At 59.2% G+C, this 16,748-nt stretch carries 15 protein-coding genes and 1 pseudogene; 5 read left to right on the forward strand and 11 right to left on the reverse strand.

Annotation, left to right across the window (positions count from 1 at the left end; genetic code table 11):
• The first annotated feature begins 57 nt into the window (after positions 1 to 57).
• Positions 58 to 672, forward strand: a complete 615-nt coding sequence (locus ACI5GA_RS27800; RefSeq protein WP_421425171.1) for a hypothetical protein — start codon at positions 58 to 60, stop codon at positions 670 to 672.
• Between the two features lie 63 nt (positions 673 to 735).
• On the opposite strand, the gene ACI5GA_RS27805 is transcribed toward ACI5GA_RS27800, so the two are convergent.
• The 9 genes from ACI5GA_RS27805 to ACI5GA_RS27845 all read right to left on the reverse strand — a co-directional run bounded on the left by ACI5GA_RS27805 (position 736) and on the right by ACI5GA_RS27845 (position 10,940).
• On the reverse strand, positions 736 to 1,140 hold the full coding sequence (locus ACI5GA_RS27805; RefSeq protein ID WP_421425552.1) for a type II toxin-antitoxin system HicB family antitoxin: 405 nt from the start codon (positions 1,138 to 1,140) through the stop codon (positions 736 to 738).
• Between the two features lie 169 nt (positions 1,141 to 1,309).
• Entirely contained in the window at positions 1,310 to 2,257 is a 948-nt protein-coding gene (locus ACI5GA_RS27810) for a carbohydrate kinase family protein (protein WP_421425172.1), read from the reverse strand.
• A gap of 31 nt (positions 2,258 to 2,288) precedes the next feature.
• Complete coding sequence (xylB, locus tag ACI5GA_RS27815) at positions 2,289 to 3,770, reverse strand: xylulokinase (RefSeq protein ID WP_421425553.1); 1,482 nt, start codon at positions 3,768 to 3,770, stop codon at positions 2,289 to 2,291.
• Positions 3,771 to 3,785: 15 nt separating this feature from the next.
• Entirely contained in the window at positions 3,786 to 5,303 is a 1,518-nt protein-coding gene (locus ACI5GA_RS27820) for a mannitol dehydrogenase family protein (RefSeq protein ID WP_421425173.1), read from the reverse strand.
• Positions 5,304 to 5,336: 33 nt separating this feature from the next.
• Complete coding sequence (locus ACI5GA_RS27825; RefSeq protein WP_404638870.1) at positions 5,337 to 6,440, reverse strand: ABC transporter ATP-binding protein; 1,104 nt, start codon at positions 6,438 to 6,440, stop codon at positions 5,337 to 5,339.
• A 172-nt stretch (positions 6,441 to 6,612) separates the two neighbouring features.
• Positions 6,613 to 7,446: a carbohydrate ABC transporter permease gene (locus tag ACI5GA_RS27830; RefSeq protein WP_404638872.1), complete on the reverse strand. Its 834-nt coding sequence runs from the start codon at positions 7,444 to 7,446 to the stop codon at positions 6,613 to 6,615.
• Between the two features lie 10 nt (positions 7,447 to 7,456).
• Positions 7,457 to 8,389, reverse strand: a complete 933-nt coding sequence (locus ACI5GA_RS27835; protein WP_404638874.1) for a carbohydrate ABC transporter permease — start codon at positions 8,387 to 8,389, stop codon at positions 7,457 to 7,459.
• 78 nt (positions 8,390 to 8,467) lie between these two features.
• Positions 8,468 to 9,793 carry an ABC transporter substrate-binding protein gene (locus ACI5GA_RS27840; RefSeq protein WP_404638876.1) on the reverse strand — a complete coding sequence of 442 codons (1,326 nt, stop codon included), beginning with the start codon at positions 9,791 to 9,793 and terminating at the stop codon, positions 8,468 to 8,470.
• Between the two features lie 241 nt (positions 9,794 to 10,034).
• The gene (locus tag ACI5GA_RS27845; protein WP_404638878.1) at positions 10,035 to 10,940 is read right to left on the reverse strand and encodes an AraC family transcriptional regulator; all 906 of its coding nucleotides are present in this window, start codon (positions 10,938 to 10,940) and stop codon (positions 10,035 to 10,037) included.
• 149 nt (positions 10,941 to 11,089) lie between these two features.
• Between ACI5GA_RS27845 and ACI5GA_RS27850 the strand changes: the two genes are divergently transcribed.
• From ACI5GA_RS27850 to cobF, 3 genes are read left to right on the forward strand one after another with little or no spacing between them, the layout of a single operon-like run.
• The gene (locus ACI5GA_RS27850) at positions 11,090 to 11,272 is read left to right on the forward strand and encodes a type II toxin-antitoxin system HicA family toxin (RefSeq protein WP_404638880.1); all 183 of its coding nucleotides are present in this window, start codon (positions 11,090 to 11,092) and stop codon (positions 11,270 to 11,272) included.
• A gap of 37 nt (positions 11,273 to 11,309) precedes the next feature.
• Positions 11,310 to 11,711, forward strand: coding sequence for a type II toxin-antitoxin system HicB family antitoxin (locus tag ACI5GA_RS27855; RefSeq protein ID WP_404638882.1), 402 nt, complete (start codon positions 11,310 to 11,312; stop codon positions 11,709 to 11,711).
• A gap of 16 nt (positions 11,712 to 11,727) precedes the next feature.
• Positions 11,728 to 12,489 (forward strand): precorrin-6A synthase (deacetylating), encoded by a 762-nt coding sequence (gene cobF, locus ACI5GA_RS27860; RefSeq protein WP_421425179.1) that lies wholly within the window; start codon positions 11,728 to 11,730, stop codon positions 12,487 to 12,489.
• Positions 12,490 to 12,553: 64 nt separating this feature from the next.
• On the opposite strand, the gene ACI5GA_RS27865 is transcribed toward cobF, so the two are convergent.
• The gene (locus tag ACI5GA_RS27865; RefSeq protein WP_404638886.1) at positions 12,554 to 13,249 is read right to left on the reverse strand and encodes a pirin family protein; all 696 of its coding nucleotides are present in this window, start codon (positions 13,247 to 13,249) and stop codon (positions 12,554 to 12,556) included.
• Positions 13,250 to 13,518: 269 nt separating this feature from the next.
• Between ACI5GA_RS27865 and ACI5GA_RS27870 the strand changes: the two are divergent.
• Positions 13,519 to 16,014, forward strand: a pseudogene (locus tag ACI5GA_RS27870) (UvrD-helicase domain-containing protein); the annotation flags it as partial.
• Between the two features lie 7 nt (positions 16,015 to 16,021).
• Here ACI5GA_RS27870 and ACI5GA_RS27875 read toward each other — a convergent pair.
• Positions 16,022 to 16,300 carry a DUF1652 domain-containing protein gene (locus tag ACI5GA_RS27875; RefSeq protein WP_404638890.1) on the reverse strand — a complete coding sequence of 93 codons (279 nt, stop codon included), beginning with the start codon at positions 16,298 to 16,300 and terminating at the stop codon, positions 16,022 to 16,024.
• Between the last annotated feature and the right edge of the window lie 448 nt (positions 16,301 to 16,748).

Here is a 16,748-nt window from a genome sequence, read left to right on the forward strand (position 1 = left end):
TGGCACTGCTTTTGCTGCGCAAGCCGATGCATCGATGACCTGATAAGGAGGTGAAAGATGATTATTGGTAACAGTGCCATCCAGCACTTCGTGTCCAAAGCGGTTGCTCACACGCAATACGACACGACAGACAAGGATGCGTACACCACCGCCGCGATGGCGGGCTCGTCGGCGCCGGTCGCGGCTATCGCGAACAGCAACGACGGTTCGACCCAAAGCAGCACCGACCAGAGCTACGACGAGTCCTTCGCCAAAATGATGGTGAACCTCAAAGCTGCTCTGGCCAACACCACGGCTTCAGTGACGGACGATGACAAGGCGGCTGCCGCTGCGGCGTTCTCATCCAGCACCGACAAGCAGGTCGCGGCGTCGGACAGTGTGACCAAAACCGTCGATAAAGAAATCGCTGCGGTAGACAGCAGCGACTCAAGCTCGTCGGCCACCACGTCTGCCCAGGCTGATTTTCTGGCGTACATGAACCAGACCGATGCCGAGAAGGTGCGTCAGCAACTGACCGGCGTTTCGAAGGAAGAGTACGACAACATGACGCCGGAGCAGCAGGCTGCAGTGGACAAGAAAGTCGCCGAGTTGCAAAAGCAAAAGACTGACCAGCAAATTGCCGAGCAAGAGGTCAAGACCAAGATCGCCATGGCGAAGGCGGAACTGGCCTGATGTGATGTGGGCGGTACATGAGAAGGGGCAGCGGTGTCGACCGGCTGCCCCTTTTTATGACATTCATGGACGGGCCAGTTTTTCCAACGCCGCATCGGCCAAAAATGATGACCGGCTTTTGATGTTGTGATCACGAACGTAGCGGTCAATGCGTTGGATAACGAAACCGGGCAGGGTGACATTGACCTTTTCGGTCTTGCCCAGATAAGGCGTGATATCGATTTCCAGCATGCCCCAGCCCATTGCGGCGTAGTCCGGATGATCGTGATGGTTTTTGACGCAGGTCGGCATTGGCAAGGGGTGCCCGCTGGTCACTTGCTCCTCAAGCATGATGTGGGCGATTTCGATGGCCGCGTTATAGGCTTCCTCAAAGGTATCGCCTGCAGTCACTGCACCGGGAATGTCCGGAATATGAATGCCGGTAGCAGTGGTTTCGTTGCCCCACTCGATAGCAATGGGATATTGCATAGTGTGCTCCTGCGAAAGAGTCAGCGCGGTACGGACGGCGTTAGCCATGCGCGCCTCCTTCTCTACTCTTCACCATCAGTATCCCTTTGATGTGCAAGAGGGCTGATGGTGGAGAGAGGGTGATGTTAGATCAAGAAGAGAAGATGTATCTAGAGGTATGAATGACGAATCAAACCACCTGATCCCTATACGGCAAATCCGGCCCCACCCGCGTGCAGGTGACTGCCGCTGCGGCCACGGCAAAATTCAGCATTTCGGTCAGCGTCTCGCGGCTCAGGGTTGGCAGGCTGTCTGGCGTATCGAGCTGGCGTTCGGTGAGAAAGGTGATCAGCGCGGCCTGGAAGGTGTCGCCTGCGCCCACGGTGTCGGCGGTTTTGACTTCGCGGGCCGGGACGGACCAGTGGCCCAGTTCGCGGGTGAAGACGGTGGCGCCCTGGCGGCCACGGGTCATGATCACCAGTTGGCAGTTGTTTTGTAGCCAGCCTTGCGCCACGGTTTCAGGGTCGGTGTCGGAATAGAGCAGGTGGAGGTCTTCATCGCTGACTTTGATGATGTGCGCATGCTCGGCGAATTTCGCCACCTGTTTGCGCCAAAGGTCGATACTCGGTGCCGGGTTCAGCCGAACGTTGGGGTCGAAGGTGATCAGGCGCTGGCCACTTTCTCGCTGCACCAGTGCCATCAGGGTGTCGGCCACCGGTTGCACCACCAGCGAGAACGAGCCGACGTGCAGGCCGCGCACCTTGGCGTCGAGTGTCGGCAGGTGCTTGCTCAGCAGCAGGCGGTCGGCGCAGCCTTCGCCACGAAAGCTGTACTTCGGCGAGCCGTCAGCGCCTACCGCGACCATTGAAAGGGTGGTCGGTGCATCGAAGTGAATCAGGAAGTCATCCCGTACGCCTTCTTCGTCAAGGACCGTTTCCAGGCGTTTGCCCAAGTAGTCGTTGGAGATACCGGCAAAGAAACCGGCGTCTACGCCCAGCCGACGCAAGCCGATGGCGACGTTGAAAGGCGACCCGCCCGCGACGGCTTGATAACCGATTTTGTTGCTCTTGGAGTTGGCTCCGTTGTCGTCCGATTGACTGAAAAAGTCGAACAGTGCTTCGCCACAGACCAGGTACATAGGTGCTCCGTTAAGGGCTGACGGCGATCCGTCAGATGCCCTGCAATTGATTGCGGTAGTGCTGATAAACCTGTTGATACGCGGCCACATGCTCGGCGATGGGTCGCGTTTCGCTTCCCGAATCGAGGCTGACACATCGCTCACTCAACGTCTGCAACGATTCGTTGCCACCTGTGGCATGGGCATGACACCAGGCCGCTTGAATCGCCGCGCCCAAGGCAGCCGCTTCGGTACCGGTGGTGCAGATGACCGGGGTGTCCATGATGTCAGCGACGATCTGCCGCCAGACCGCGCTCTTCGCACCGCCGCCGATCAAACGAATGTTGGCGCTCTTGATCCCGCTGTCGCGCAGCAGGTCCAGCCCGTATCGCAAGCCGAACGTGGTGCCTTCGACCACGGCCCGGCAAAGATTAGCCTGAGTCAGGTTGGTGCTGTCCAGCCCCAGAATACTGCCGGTGGCGTGGGGCAGGGCGGGCACCCGCTCACCGTTGAGGAATGGCAGCATCAGCACCCCTTGCGCGCCGATGGGCGACGAAGCGATGGCGGCGTTGAAGGCGCCGATGTCCAGCGCGAACAGCTCGCGAATGGCACTGGTGGCGTTGGTCAGGTTCATGGTGCAGATCAGCGGCAGCCAGCCGCCCGAGGACGAGCAGAAGGTGGCGACCGAGGGCTGAGCGCTGACGTTACCCGCGTCCGCATAGGCGTACACCGTGCCGGACGAGCCCAGGCTCATGGTGATCGAGCCAGGCACGATGTTGCCAGTACCAATGGCGCCCATCATGTTGTCACCGCCACCGCTGGAGACGAGGGCGTCGGGATTGAGGCCCAGACGATCGGCAATCGCGGGCAGGATTTTGCCTACGGGCGCATGGGCTTCCAGCAGTTCTGGCAGGGCCTTGACCAGCCGACCGCTCGGATCGATGTGGTTGAGAATGTCCAGATCCCACTGGCGAGTGCGTACGTTGAAATAGCCGGTGCCCGACGCGTCGCCGAATTCGCTGCAGCAACGCCCGGTCAGCCAGTAGTTGAGGTAGTCGTGGGGCAGCAGGATTTTGTCGATGCGGGCGAACAGCTCGGGAAACTGCTCTTTGCTCCAGAGCAGTTTGGAGACGGTATAGCCCGGCGCGATGGCGATGCCCAGCCGTTCCAGCGAGCCTTTTTCGCCGCCCAGATAGTCCAGCAGGCGATCATTCTCGGGCGCTGACTCGGTGTCGCACCAGAGTTTGGCCGGGCGCAACACCTGACCATGTTCGTCGATCATCACCAGCCCGTGCTGCTGCCCGGACACGCCGATGCCCTGAATCTCCGCACCGGAAATGCCCGCTTGCTTCAACGCTGCTGCGGTGGCCTGCTCGAACGCTGTCAGCCACTCCTGCACATCCTGTTCGCGACGCCCGTTGGCGCCGCTGATCATGCGATGGGCACCTGAGCCTTCGCCCAGAACCTTGCCGCTGACGGCATCCAGAACAATCGCCTTGGTGCCTTGGGTGCCGCAATCGATGCCGAGAAACATGCTCACCTCTTCACCTCAGACGGCTTTCGCCAACAGGTTTTCCAGGGTCTTGCTGACGCCCAACTGCTTCAGGCTGTTCAGGTTGTGCTCGAATGAGGCGACGAATTCAGCGGATTTCGGGATCGCCGCGCCGAAGATTTCTTCGACCTCCAGCAAACGTTGCGTCACCAGCACGTCGTCAGCGACCAGCGCCTTGCAGAAGTCGGCGCGGGGATCGACCACCCTGTACTCGACGCCGTTCTCGCCTTTGAAGTTGCCATTCTTGTTGCCTTGCAGGTACAGCGCCCAGGCCGCAACCACCAGCGAGGCGCGGTCCATGTTGCCCTTGTCGACGATCAGCCGGTTGATGGTCGGCACGGTGAATTTCGGGAATTTCGACGAACCGTCCGAGCACACGCGCTCCAGTTGGTCGGCGATGGCCTGATTGGAGAAACGGTCGATCAGGGTCTGTTTGTAATCCGTCAGGTCGATGCCTGGCACCGGCGACAGTTGCGGGGTGACATCCAGATCCATGTAAGTGCGCATGTACTTCACGAACAACGGGTCGTTCATGGTTTCGTGAACGAAACGATAGCCCTTCAGCGCGCCCAGGTAGGTCAATGCCAGGTGGCTGCCGTTGAGCAGCTTGATCTTCATCTCTTCGTAGGGCGTGACGTCGTCGGTGAATTGCACACCAACCTTTTCCCAGGCGGGACGGCCGTTGACGAATTTGTCTTCCAGCACCCACTGCACGAACGGCTCGCAGACCACCGGCCAGGCGTCATCGATGCCTTTCTCGTCGTGCAGTTGCAGACGATGGGCAGCGCTGGTCATGGGCGTGATGCGGTCGACCATGGCGTTGGGGAAGCTGACGTTAGCGGCGATCCAGTCATGCAGCTCGGCATCGCGCAGTTTGGCGAAGGCCAGCAGTGCCTTGCGGGTGACCGCGCCGTTGTGCGGCAGGTTATCGCAGGACATCAGCGTGAACGCCGGAATGCCTTGTGCACGGCGCTTGGCCAGCGCGGCACACAAGTAGCCGAACACGGTTTTCGGCGTGGCCGGGTGGGAGAGGTCGTGCTGGATCTGTGGCAGGTGGCTCATGAACTCGCCGGTGCTGTCGTCGATGCAGTAGCCGCCTTCGGTGATGGTCAGCGAAACGATGCGGATGTCCGGGCTGGCCAGCTTGTCGATCAGGGCCAGGTCGTTGTCGGTGGACATCAGCATCTGGCTCATGGCGCCGATCACGCGGGTTTCGGTGTCCGGCGTGTCGCCCAGTTCGAACAGGGTGTAGAGGAAATCCTGCCCCTTCAAGGCCTCAAAATTGGCGCGGTCTTCTTCACGCAGGCTGACCCCACAGAAGGCCCAGTCCAGGCCTTCGCCGGTCTGTTCCTTGGCGCCGAGGTTCATCAAGGCATCGGTGTAAAACGCCTGATGAGCACGATGGAAACCGCCGACGCCGATGTGGGCGATGCCCTGGCGGCGGTTTTCGAGGGCGTAGGCGGGCAATTCAATGCCGTCACCCAAATTCGACAGGTTCTGTTTGTTCAGTTTCATGACTGCATTCCCGATTCTGTGAGCGCGGCGGACTCAGGCCGCGGCTTGCATGGCTTTGCGAATGACCTGGCCTTGGGCGTCGAACAGGTGGCAATGGGCGCTGTCCAGGTGCAGGTTCAGGGTTTCGCCGTACTGGCTGGCCAGATCGCCGCGAATCCGCATGGTCAGGGCCTCGCCGGATTGCGTGCGCACGTGGCAATAGGTGTCGCTGCCCAGTCGCTCGCTGACATCGGCCACCACTTGCAACTGGCAGTCGCCGGGCTTGGCGATCTCCAGATGCTCAGGGCGAATACCCAACGTCACGGCGTCGCCAACGCTTTGCTGGGCATTGGTGAAGGGCAGGTTGATCTGGGTACCGGCGTCCAGCGTGACTTCGCAGCCAGTGGCCTCGACGCGGCTGACTTTCCCCTTGAGGAAGCCCATTTTCGGTGTGCCGAGAAAGCCCGCGACGAATAGGTTGGCCGGGTGGTGGTACAGCTCCAGCGGCGAGCCGACCTGTTCCACGCGACCGCCGTTGAGCACCACCACCTTGTCGGCCAGGGTCATGGCCTCGACCTGATCGTGGGTGACGTAGATCATCGTCGCTTCCAGCTCTTTGTGCAGGCGCGACAGCTCAAGGCGCGTCTGCACCCGCAGCGCAGCGTCGAGGTTGGACAGTGGCTCGTCGAACAGGAAGATTTTCGGGTTGCGCACGATGGCGCGGCCGATGGCCACACGCTGACGCTGGCCGCCCGAGAGTTGCTTGGGTTTGCGCTCCAGCAAGGGGCCGAGTTCCAGAATGCGTGCAGCTTCGGCGACTTTCTTCTCGACTTCGGCTTTCGGTGTACCGGCCAGGTCCAGGGCGAAGGAGAGGTTCTTGCTCACCGTCATGTGCGGGTAGAGGGCGTAGGTCTGAAAGACCATCGCGAGGTCGCGCTTTGCCGGAGTGACTTCGGTGATTTCCCGGCCATCGAGGGCGATGCTGCCGCTGGTGACGTCTTCAAGGCCCGCGATCAGGCGCAGCAGGGTGGACTTGCCGCAGCCGGACGGACCGACGAAGACCACGAACTCCCGGTCTTTGACGTCCAGGTCGATGCCTTTGATGATCTGGTGGCCGTCGAAGCCTTTTTGCAGATTTCTGATTGTCAGGTTAGCCATGTGGGGCTCCAGTTTTGTTCTTCATGAATCGCTGTGAAGGATCAGGGTGCGAAGCTACGGTTCTGTGGGAGCCGGCTTGCTGGCGAATCCGGTTTGTCGGGCGACATCGACGTGACGGGGCTGACGCCTTCGCCAGCAAGCCGGCTCCCACGAAGTGAGATCGTGGCGTGATTCATTTCACCGCACCAAACGACAACCCACGGACCAGCTGTTTCTGACTGATCCAGCCAAAGATCAGGATCGGCGCACAGGCCAGCGTCGACACTGCCGACAATTTGGCCCAGAACAGCCCTTCAGGGCTGGAATACGAGGCGATCAACGCCGTCAGGGGCGCAGCGCTGGAGGACGTGAGGTTCAGCGACCAGAACGCCTCGTTCCAGCACAGGATCAGCGACAGCAGCGCCGTTGAGGCCAGGCCGCCTTTGCAGATCGGGATCAGCACCTTGAAGATTTCCTGCCCGGTGCTTGCGCCGTCCAGCCGCGAGGCTTCGAGGATTTCGCCGGGGATGTCCTTGAAGTAGGTGTAAATCATCCAGACTACGATCGGCAGGTTGATCAGGGTGTAGATCACGATCAGTGCGATGCGCGAGTCGAGCAAGCCGAACGTCTTGGCCAGCAGGTAGATCGGCATCAGCACGCCCACTGGCGGCAGCATCTTGGTCGAGAGCATCCACAGCAGAGTCTGTTTGGTGCGCTTGGTTTCGAAGAAGGCCATGGAATAGGCCGCCGGAACCGCGATCAACAGGCACAGAATCGTCGCGCTGAACGAAATCAACACCGAGTTCCAGGCGAAGTGGAAGTAGTCACTGCGCTCCTGGATGTGCAGATAGTTTTCCAGCGTCGGCGTGAAGAACAGCTGCGGCGGCGTGGCGAAGGCGTCCAGTTCAGTCTTGAAGCTGGTCAGCACCATCCAGAAGATCGGGAAGAAGATCAGCGCCGCGACCAGCCATGACAGGCTGCCGAGCAGCAGGCTTTGCAGGCGACGGGATTGTTTGAGCGTCATCATGTCCGTGCCCTCAGGATTTTTCGGTGAGGTTTTTGCCGATCATCCGCACCAGGATGATGGCGGCGATATTGGCAATGACCACCGCGATCAGGCCGCCCGCCGAGGCCATGCCCACGTCGAACTGCAACAGCGCCTGGTTGTAGATCAGGTAGGCCAGGTTGGTGGAGGCGAAACCCGGACCGCCGTTGGTGGTGGTGAAGATTTCCGCGAACACCGAGAGCAGGAAGATGGTCTCGATCATCACCACCACCGCGATAGGCCGCGCCAGATGGGGCAGGGTCAAGTGCCAGAAGATGGCGATGGGACCGGCGCCATCCAGACGTGCGGCTTCTTTCTGCTCCTGATCCAGCGACTGCATGGCGGTCATCAGGATCAGAATGGCGAACGGCAGCCACTGCCACGACACAATGATGATGATCGAGAGCATCGGGTAGTTGGCCAGCCAGTCCACGGGCTGGGCGCCGAACAACTTCCAGACCCAGGCGAGAATGCCCGAGACCGGATGGAAAATCAGGTTCTTCCAGATCAGCGCACTGACCGTGGGCATGATGAAGAACGGCGAAATCAACAGCACGCGCACAATGCCGCGCCCGAAAAACTCGGTGGCTTCCAGCAGTGCGGAAATCAGTACACCCAGGATCACGCTGATGGCCAACACGCTACCGACCAGCAACAGGGTGTTCATCGCACCGGGAAAGAAGCCTGAATCCGTGACAAAGAATTCAAAGTTATCCAGGCCAACGAATTCGTTTTCACCCGGATTGAGCAGGTTATAGCGAATCAGCGAGAAATAGATGGTCATGCCCAGCGGGACGATCATCCAGACCAGCAGCAGGGCCACCGAGGGGCTGACCAGAAACCAGCCAGGTTTGGTGACGCTGGCTTTTTTCGGGTCTTTTTCGGCGACCTGAGCCGCGCGAGGGGGAATGGTTGAGGTGTTCATGATGACTCCGAACCGGGGCAAAAGCGTGAGCAAGGCAGCGACCCGATCAGGCCGGTCGCTGCCCGGAGACGAGCGGGATCAGCCCTTTTTCGGGTAACCCGCGCGCTTCATTTCACGCTCGGATACGCTTTGCGCGTTGGTCAGGGCCTGATCGACCGAGGAGGTGCCCACCAATGCCGCCGAGAACTGCTGGCCGACCGAGGTGCCGATCGACTGGAACTCAGGGATGGTCACCAACTGGATGCCGACGTAAGGCACAGGCTTGAGGGTCGGCGCTTTCGGCGTGACCGCCTTGAGCGATTCCAGGGTGATGTCGGCAAACGGCGCGGCTTTCTTGTACGCATCGGTGTAGGTCGAAGCGCGGGTGCCTGGCGGCACGTTGGACACGCCGTCTTTCTCGGCGACGAGCGCGGCGTACTCTTTGGAGGTCGCCCACTCAGTGAAGGCGCGGGCGTCCTTGTCATTCTTGGCGCTGGTCGGGATCGCCAGGGCCCACGAGTACAGCCAGGCCGAGCCTTTGTCGGTGACTTCGTGAGGCGCGTAGGTGAAGCCGACGTTATCGGCGACCTTGCTCTGAGATTTGTCGGTCACGAAGGAGCCGGCCACGCTGGCGTCGACCCAGATGGCGCACTTGCCGCTGTTGAACAGCGCGAGGTTTTCGTTGAAGCCGTTGCTGGAGGCGCCGGGTGGGCCGTCTTTTTTCATGACGTTGGTGTAGAAAGTCAGCGCGTTTTTCCACTCTGGCTGATCGAACTGCGGTTTCCACTGTTCGTCGAACCAGCGTGCACCGAAGGCGTTGGCGACGGTGGTGATCAGCGCCATGTTCTCACCCCAACCGGCCTTGCCGCGCAGGCAAATGCCGTATTGCTCTTTGGACTTGTCGGTGAGTTTGTCGGCGAATTCGGAAATCTGGGTCCAGGTCGGACGCTCCGGCATGGTCAGGCCAGCGTCTTTGAACAGGTCTTTGCGGTAATAGGTGATCGAGCTTTCGGCGTAGAACGGTAGGGCAAACAACTTGCCGTCGACGGACAGGCCGTCACGTACCGAAGGGAACACGTCGTCCAGCGCGTAGGACGCTGGCAGGTTGTCCATTTCTTTCAGCCAGCCTTTGGCACCCCACAGCGAGGCCTCGTACATGCCGATGGTCAGTACGTCGAACTGGCCGCCTTTGGTGGCGATGTCCGTGGTCAGGCGTTGACGCAGGACGTTCTCTTCAAGGACCACCCACTTGAGTTTGATGTCGGGATGCTGTTCTTCGAAGGTCTTGGACAGCCGCTGCATGCGGATCATGTCGCTGTTGTTGACGGTGGCGATGGTCACCTCGCCCGCTGAGGCGCTGTTGCAGAGGGTCAGGCCGAGTGACAGAGAGGCGCAAGCAAGCAGAACGTTTGCAGAGGTCTTCATGTATCTCTCCTCTTCTGAGCCTCGCGGCGCCAGAAGCTTGGTTTATTGTTTTTGTTCCTTCCAAAAGACCTGGAAGAAGTCCGTTGATTACAACGGCCCGCACAGACGATGACAAATCCTGCGACACACTTGAACTGATACTTTCTTGCACTGAGAGTTCAGACGGCAACGCACCAGAACTGCGTTCCAGCATGGTGTGGCGCAGTTCCAGCGTAGTCGATGGGGGCGAGAGGGGAGCGAATCAGTACAGGTTTTGCTCGGTCAGCCGCTGCACCGCAAGCCGACGATAATGGGACGGCGTCATGCCTTTGAGTTGCTGAAAACGCCGGTTGAAGTTGGAAATGTTGTTGAAGCCGGACTCGAAGCACACGTCCGTCACCGGTTTTTCACCATCGGCAAGCAACTCGCAGGACTTGCTGATGCGCAACCGATTGACGAACTCGACGAAGGTTCGACCGGTCGCTTGTTTGAATACGCGGGAGAAATAAGTCGGTTTCATCCCCAGATGATCCGCCACCTCTTCGAGGGTCAGCTCCCGAGCGTAATGCGTGAAAATGTAATCCACCGCCTTGTTGGTGCGCTCCACGGCGTGGTCATCCGACAGTTGTGAGGCGGTGGTGCCCGACAACAATTGGAAATCATCACTGGCCGCCAACAGCTCCAGGAGAATGAAAAAGTGCCCCAGGCGAGTCATGCCGGTGGAGTCAGCGATCTTCTGCATCAGCTTCATGGCCTGACGAACAGTGCGCTTGCAGCGAAATTCGATGCCGTATTGCGCCCGTTCCAGCAGCGGCGTGAGGGTCTTGAGTTCGGCGAACACCTGATTGCCGCTTTCCAGCAACTCCTCAGTGAAATTCACCAGCATGTCACGCTTGGGTACGACCTCGTCTTCACCGATCTGGCTGATCCAGTTATGCGGCAGGTTGGGGCCGGTCAGAAACAGCGTGCCGGGATGGAAATTGCCGATGTAATCACCGACGAACACCTTGCCCGAACTGGCAATGATCAAGTGCAGCTCGTATTCCTTGTGAAAGTGCCAGCGCACCAATGGGCAAGGGAAACCATGCTCGCGGTAGATGATCGACAGGCCATTGTGGTCGTCCATCAGTTCGTAGGAAGGATCGGTGATTTTTGTTGTTTTGGTCATGCTGTTGCCGGGATTTCGAGAATGGCCTACGGGTAATGTGCACTAATTTCGACGTGTGTTACATCCAGTCTGATAAAACCATTCGTTGTAGCCGGGTTCATTGAATTCTGGTGTGTACTATACACATCGGTCAATTCAGGGGTAGGCTGATGCGTAGCAGGGAGATGATTCGAAGGATAGAAGACGATGGCTGGGTTCTGATTGAGGTGCGTGGCAGCCATCGTCAATACAAGCACCCGATCAAGAAGGGCCGTGTCACCGTTCCGCATCCCAAGGATGATTTACCCAAAGGGACGATTCACAACATTCTGAAGCAGGCGGGGCTCAAATGAGTTCAACAGCGGCTGTTGAGCCTGGAAGGAAGCGAGCATGAAATTACCTGTGGTGCTGCACAAGGACGTTGACTCCGACTATGGTGTCACGGTCCCGGATATCCCCGGCTGTTTTTCGGCGGGCGCGTCGGTCGGCGAGGCTCTGGACAACGTCAAGGAAGCACTTGCCTTGCATTTCGAGGGGCTGGTGGCCGATGGCGAGCCGTTGCCTGCTGTCCATGACATCGATACCCATATCAGCAACCCCGACTACCAAGGCGGCGTGTGGGCGGTGGTGGAGTTTGATGTAACGCCTTATTTCGGCAAAGCCGTTCGATTCAACGCCACGCTGCCCGAATTTCTTCTGGAGCGCATTGATGCCCGGGTCAGAACCGACCGGCGCTACAGCTCCCGCTCCGGATTCCTGGCGACTGCCGCATTGCGCGAACTACACGAATAGGCCGGAAGCCTTTCCCATGAAAAAACTCCTCCTCATCGGCATTGGCCCCGGAAACCCCGAGCACTTGACGATTCAGGCGGTCAAGGCGTTAAACCGGGCGAAGGTCTTTTTCATCCTCGACAAGGGCTACGCCAATGACGACCTGCTGCGGCTGCGTCGTGAGGTGTGCGAGCGTTATATCGAGGGCGATGATTACCGTTTGGTGCAGGTGCGTGATCCTCGACGGGAAGATGACCCTGCTTCTTACCAGCAGGGCATCGAGTACTGGCATGAGCAGCGAGCAGCGTTGTTCGAGCAGTTGATCGCCGATGAGCTGGGCGATGACGACGTGGGCGGTCTTCTGGTGTGGGGTGATCCAGGATTGTATGACAGCACGCTGCGTGTTCTGGAGCGGGTGCTGGCGCGTGGTCGGCAGTGTTTCGACTACGAAGTGATTCCCGGCATCACCAGCGTGCAGGCACTGGCGGCGCAGCACCGGATACCGCTCAATCGCATTGGCGAGCCGATCCGCATCACCACCGGGCGGCGTCTGGCACAGGGTTCGGCCGATGCGCTGGACAATGTCTGGGTGATGCTCGACGCGCACTGCACCTTCGAGCGCTTCGTCGATCAGAGGCTTTACATCTATTGGGGGGCGTACGTGGGCACGCCAGATGAAATCCTGATTGCCGGACCGCTGAACGAGGTCAGTGAGCGCATCAGGCAAACCCGCGAAGCGGCGAGGGCCGAGAAGGGCTGGATCATGGACACCTACCTGTTGCGTCGCCCGATGGATTGAGCAGGACAAAAAAGCCCCGGTTTCGAGTGAAATCGGGGCTTTCGTTTTTACGCGTCCGTATGGATCAAGCGACATCCACCAGCACGATTTCGCTGTCTTCGATGGCGGTCACCCGCAACACGCGCTCTTCAGCGACTGCCACACCGTCGCGGGCTTCGGCACGCAGGCCGTTGACCTCGATGCTGCCGGTCGCCGGTACCAGGTATGCCCGGCGACCTTCATCCAGTGCGTATTCAGCGGTTTCACCGGCCTTCAGGTTGGCGGCGACCAGTCGAGCGTTGGCACGGATACGCAGTTCGATGTCGTCGTCTGCCTTGCCGCTGGCCAGGGTCACGAAGCCTTCGCGGTTGCCTTTCGGGAACGGTTTGGCGCCCCATGAAGGCGGAGCACCGACTTCGTCCGGCATGATCCAGATCTGGAAGATTTTGGTGTCTTTCGCTTCCAGGTTGTATTCGCTGTGCGCCACGCCGGTCCCGGCGCTCATCACTTGCACATCACCGGCTTCAGTGCGGCCACGGTTACCCAGGCTGTCTTCGTGGGTGATCGCGCCTTCACGAACGTAGGTGATGATTTCCATGTCGCGGTGCGGGTGGCGAGGGAAGCCAGTACCGGCTTCGATCACGTCATCGTTCCAGACCCGCAGTTGGCCCCAGCTCATGCGGCCGGGGTCGTAATAGTTGGCGAACGAGAAGTGGTGATGTGCGTTCAGCCAGCCGTGGTCAGCGCCGCCAAGGGATTTGAAAGGGCGAAGTTGCAGCATGATCAGTTCCTCCGTTAGCAGTGCCGGGCCGTTGAGGTGGGCGCCGCTGTTAGTTGATGGGGCCATGATCTATCAATTTGATATCGATAAAAAGCGTAAGTTTTGCGTGGTTATGATCGAAATGTTAAATGTATTTGGGGTGGGTAATTTACCGTTATGGCTGCAATTGATCGGCTAACCCCATGACCGCAAAGCATTTCGCTGGAGCTTGGCGCCGATTGGGGCGACCATAGGCGCTTTCTCGTTCACCGCTGATACCCGGAGCCTGCGTGTCGCACGATTTTTCCGCCGAGCCACCTCACGAGCTGCCCCCTGACCTGAACACGCCGGATCGTTTGCCGTTCTTCAAGCGCCTGCTGGCGCGTCTGATCGGCGGCGGTCTGTCGCGTCTTCAGGCGCAACACGTGCCCTCGTGGCGGCAGGGCCATGCCGACGGTTTCCTCAATGGCCACGCCGAAGGCATGGACGAGGGGTACGCGGAAGGGCGTCTGGACGGTATCGAAGAGGGGCGCCGCGTGCTGGTGATTCGCGACACCCGGCCGCAGGAGCATCGCGGGCCGCGGGTGGACGACCACCTGTTCGATGACTGGCGTTTGCCGCTGACAAACGAACTGAAAAAGCGCGTCAAGGCCGATGTTGCGCAAAAGCTTGCCGCCCACGCTCAGCCGACCACCGCGCAATGGAAGATGATCTTCAGCGACACTCCGTCCACCTACGTCATCGCCGGGGCCGGGGCCGGGAAGTCCACTTCGTTGGTGCTGCGGGTGCTGTTGCTGCATCACTATCTGGGGTTCGAACTGGACGCGATGACCGTGGTGACCTTCACCCGCGAGTCACGCAAGGACTTCATCAACAAACTCATCGAGATCATGGGCCTGTGGGGCCATGATCTGTCGCTGCGTCAGGCCCGCGACGTGGTGCGTACTTTCCACTCCCGGATTCTGCCGCTGGTGCGCAGCCTGCCAGGCTTCGAGCAACTGCAGGCGTTCGAAACCCTGAGCAGTCAGAGCGAAGACCTGTTCGGCAATCCATCGCAGGACATGGGCGCTGACAGCAACCCGTTCGACCTGCGTATCAACGACACGCAACGTCAGCAGATGAACCTCTGCTACCGCGACCTGTACGCGGCCAACCCGCGCTTTCGTGAAGTGATGGCGCCGCTGTATCGGCATTCCCTTCAGCTCAAGGAACTGGACCGCGACCACCCGGATGTGCAGAAGCGCATCACCGTGATGGGGCTGTCTTCGTCCCGCGATGAAGAACTGTGCGATGTCATCGAAGACCTGTGGATTCGCAAGGGCATGTGGCCGATTCAAGGCGTGGAGCCGATGCGCCAGACGGTTGAAGTCAGCGGCCTGGCGTTTCACGTCCACGGTTATGCCGCTGAACTCGATGCGTGGATCGTGTTGGGCTTCGACCCGAGCGAAGATCAGCACCTGCGCCGCCCCGATGCCAAACTGCCGGTCTGGGCGGAGTGGGTGATCAAACGCACGCTGTTTCAGGCGTTCTGCCGCAAACCGGTGATCTGGCTGGAAAACTACGAGGCGTCACGCGGCATGATGCAGTCGTTGTCGGGTGCGGCCGTGGCGGGGCCAGGCTTCGATTACAAGGTCAAGGGTGAACTGAGCGCTGCGCCGTTGCTGGATTGCTTTGTCGCGGCCGCCGGGTTCATCGAAAACCTGGGCCTTGATGTGCCGGATGCGGTGTCGCGCATGAGCTTTTCCGATCAGGACCCGGACCGGTTCTTCTTCGAAGCCTTGAGTCTGTTCTGGAAGGCGTTTGAAGACCATCTGCTGGCGCAGACACCGCCGGTCATGACCTACAACCGGATGTTCGCGCTGTTCGGTGAACACTCGCCGGAAAATCTCAAACTGGTCAGCGACGAGGGCTTGCGCCCGCTGTCGCATCTGATGATCGACGAATTTCAGGACGTGTCGCCACAAATCGTCTCATGGATTCGTGCGAGTCTGCGTGAAGTGCGCAGCCGCGGATCGTCGTTGCACAGCGGGCGTGGCGCTCAGCGTTCGTCATTATTGTGCGTGGGCGACGACTGGCAGTCGATCTATGGCTGGCGTGGGAGTTCGCCGAAGTTCTTCATGGAATTCCCCAAGGAGTTTCCTTCGCCGTCGACCACCAAAGTCATGCTCAGCGACAACTTCCGTAGCCATCAGCACATCATCGACGCTGCCGAGCACATCGTCCGCGCCGCACCGGCCATCAGTGGCAAGAAGGCCAGGGCCAGCGGTCCGGTTCAGGAATTGCTGCCGGTGACGGTGCTGGATCGCGATGACGAACAACTGGTGGCGAGCCTCGTCGAGCATTACAACGCAGGTGATTCGGTGCTGTTGTTGTACCGCAAGGGCAGTGAACGCAACAAGTTGCCTGACGCCTTGCAGGCGGTGATCAACGCCGATTACGCACTCCCTCCCCAAGCGCGGCGCCTCAAGCAATTGACCTACCACAGCGCCAAGGGCTTGCAGGCCGACGCGGTGTTTTTGCTGGGGGATTGCCAGCACCTGACCCAGTCGCCCTACAAAAACCAGGTTTATCAGTTGGCCGGGCTGGGTAAGGAAGGGGATCTGGAAGCCTTCGACAACGCCCAGAAAGATGAGGTACTGCGCCTGGCGTACGTAGCTATCACCCGCGCTGTGCGGCATTGCTATTGGTTCATCGACGCGAGTGGTAATGATGAGGCCAACGTGCCCAAGGCGTCGGCGCGGATTGCCGGGGACAAGGTGTTTTTCGAGGATCGGCGTGGGGCGGCAAGCCAAGCTACGCCCGATGCAGATACAACTGCTGCGGCACGAACGTCTCCAGTTCCAGTTCGATGGCCTCGATGATGGTCTCCACGTCGACTGCGTTCATCACCGTCGCACAGGGAATCCCGGCGATGGCAATCACCGTTTCACCGCTGGCGCGGTCGAACAGGCGTGCAACCATACTGCCGGGTGCATCCATGGTGGCTTCGAAGCCCACTGGATGAAAATGCCAGCGCATCAGCTGGCAGGCGTTAGGGAACGTGACTTTATTCATGGGACCCACCTCGTTCAATCGAGCAATTCCAAAGCTCCGCAGGGCAGGAAAACAGTGTCTGCTATCTCGCGTCGAGGAACGTCGCAACGCGCGTGCCAGAGCAGGGCGTGGCTTTGTTTTCATCCTTCGTTGGTCGAAGCGAGGCCTCGCAGATCACGAGTCAGGTAAAAGTAGCACCGACTTCTTACAGAGATGAGAAAAAATTCCTACAAGCGAAACATTTTTACGTTTCCTTGATGTCTGTCGTACCTGTTTATTCTTTAAGGCTATTTGTGACTGTTGCTTAAACGTTATTTCGAAATAAGGCGCTTTGCCACTGCTAAGGGGGTAATGATAAAGCGTGGTTGAAAAACCCTAAAAATTCACAGATTTTTTACGGGGTGTAACACACAGTTAACAGGTAAGCGTTCGTTGAGCCTTTATTGGATCCGTAAAAACAAATGTTTTAAAAAAACAGTAAAGCCCG

Source organism: Pseudomonas sp. Pseu.R1 (assembly GCF_045764065.1).
GTDB lineage: Bacteria > Pseudomonadota > Gammaproteobacteria > Pseudomonadales > Pseudomonadaceae > Aquipseudomonas.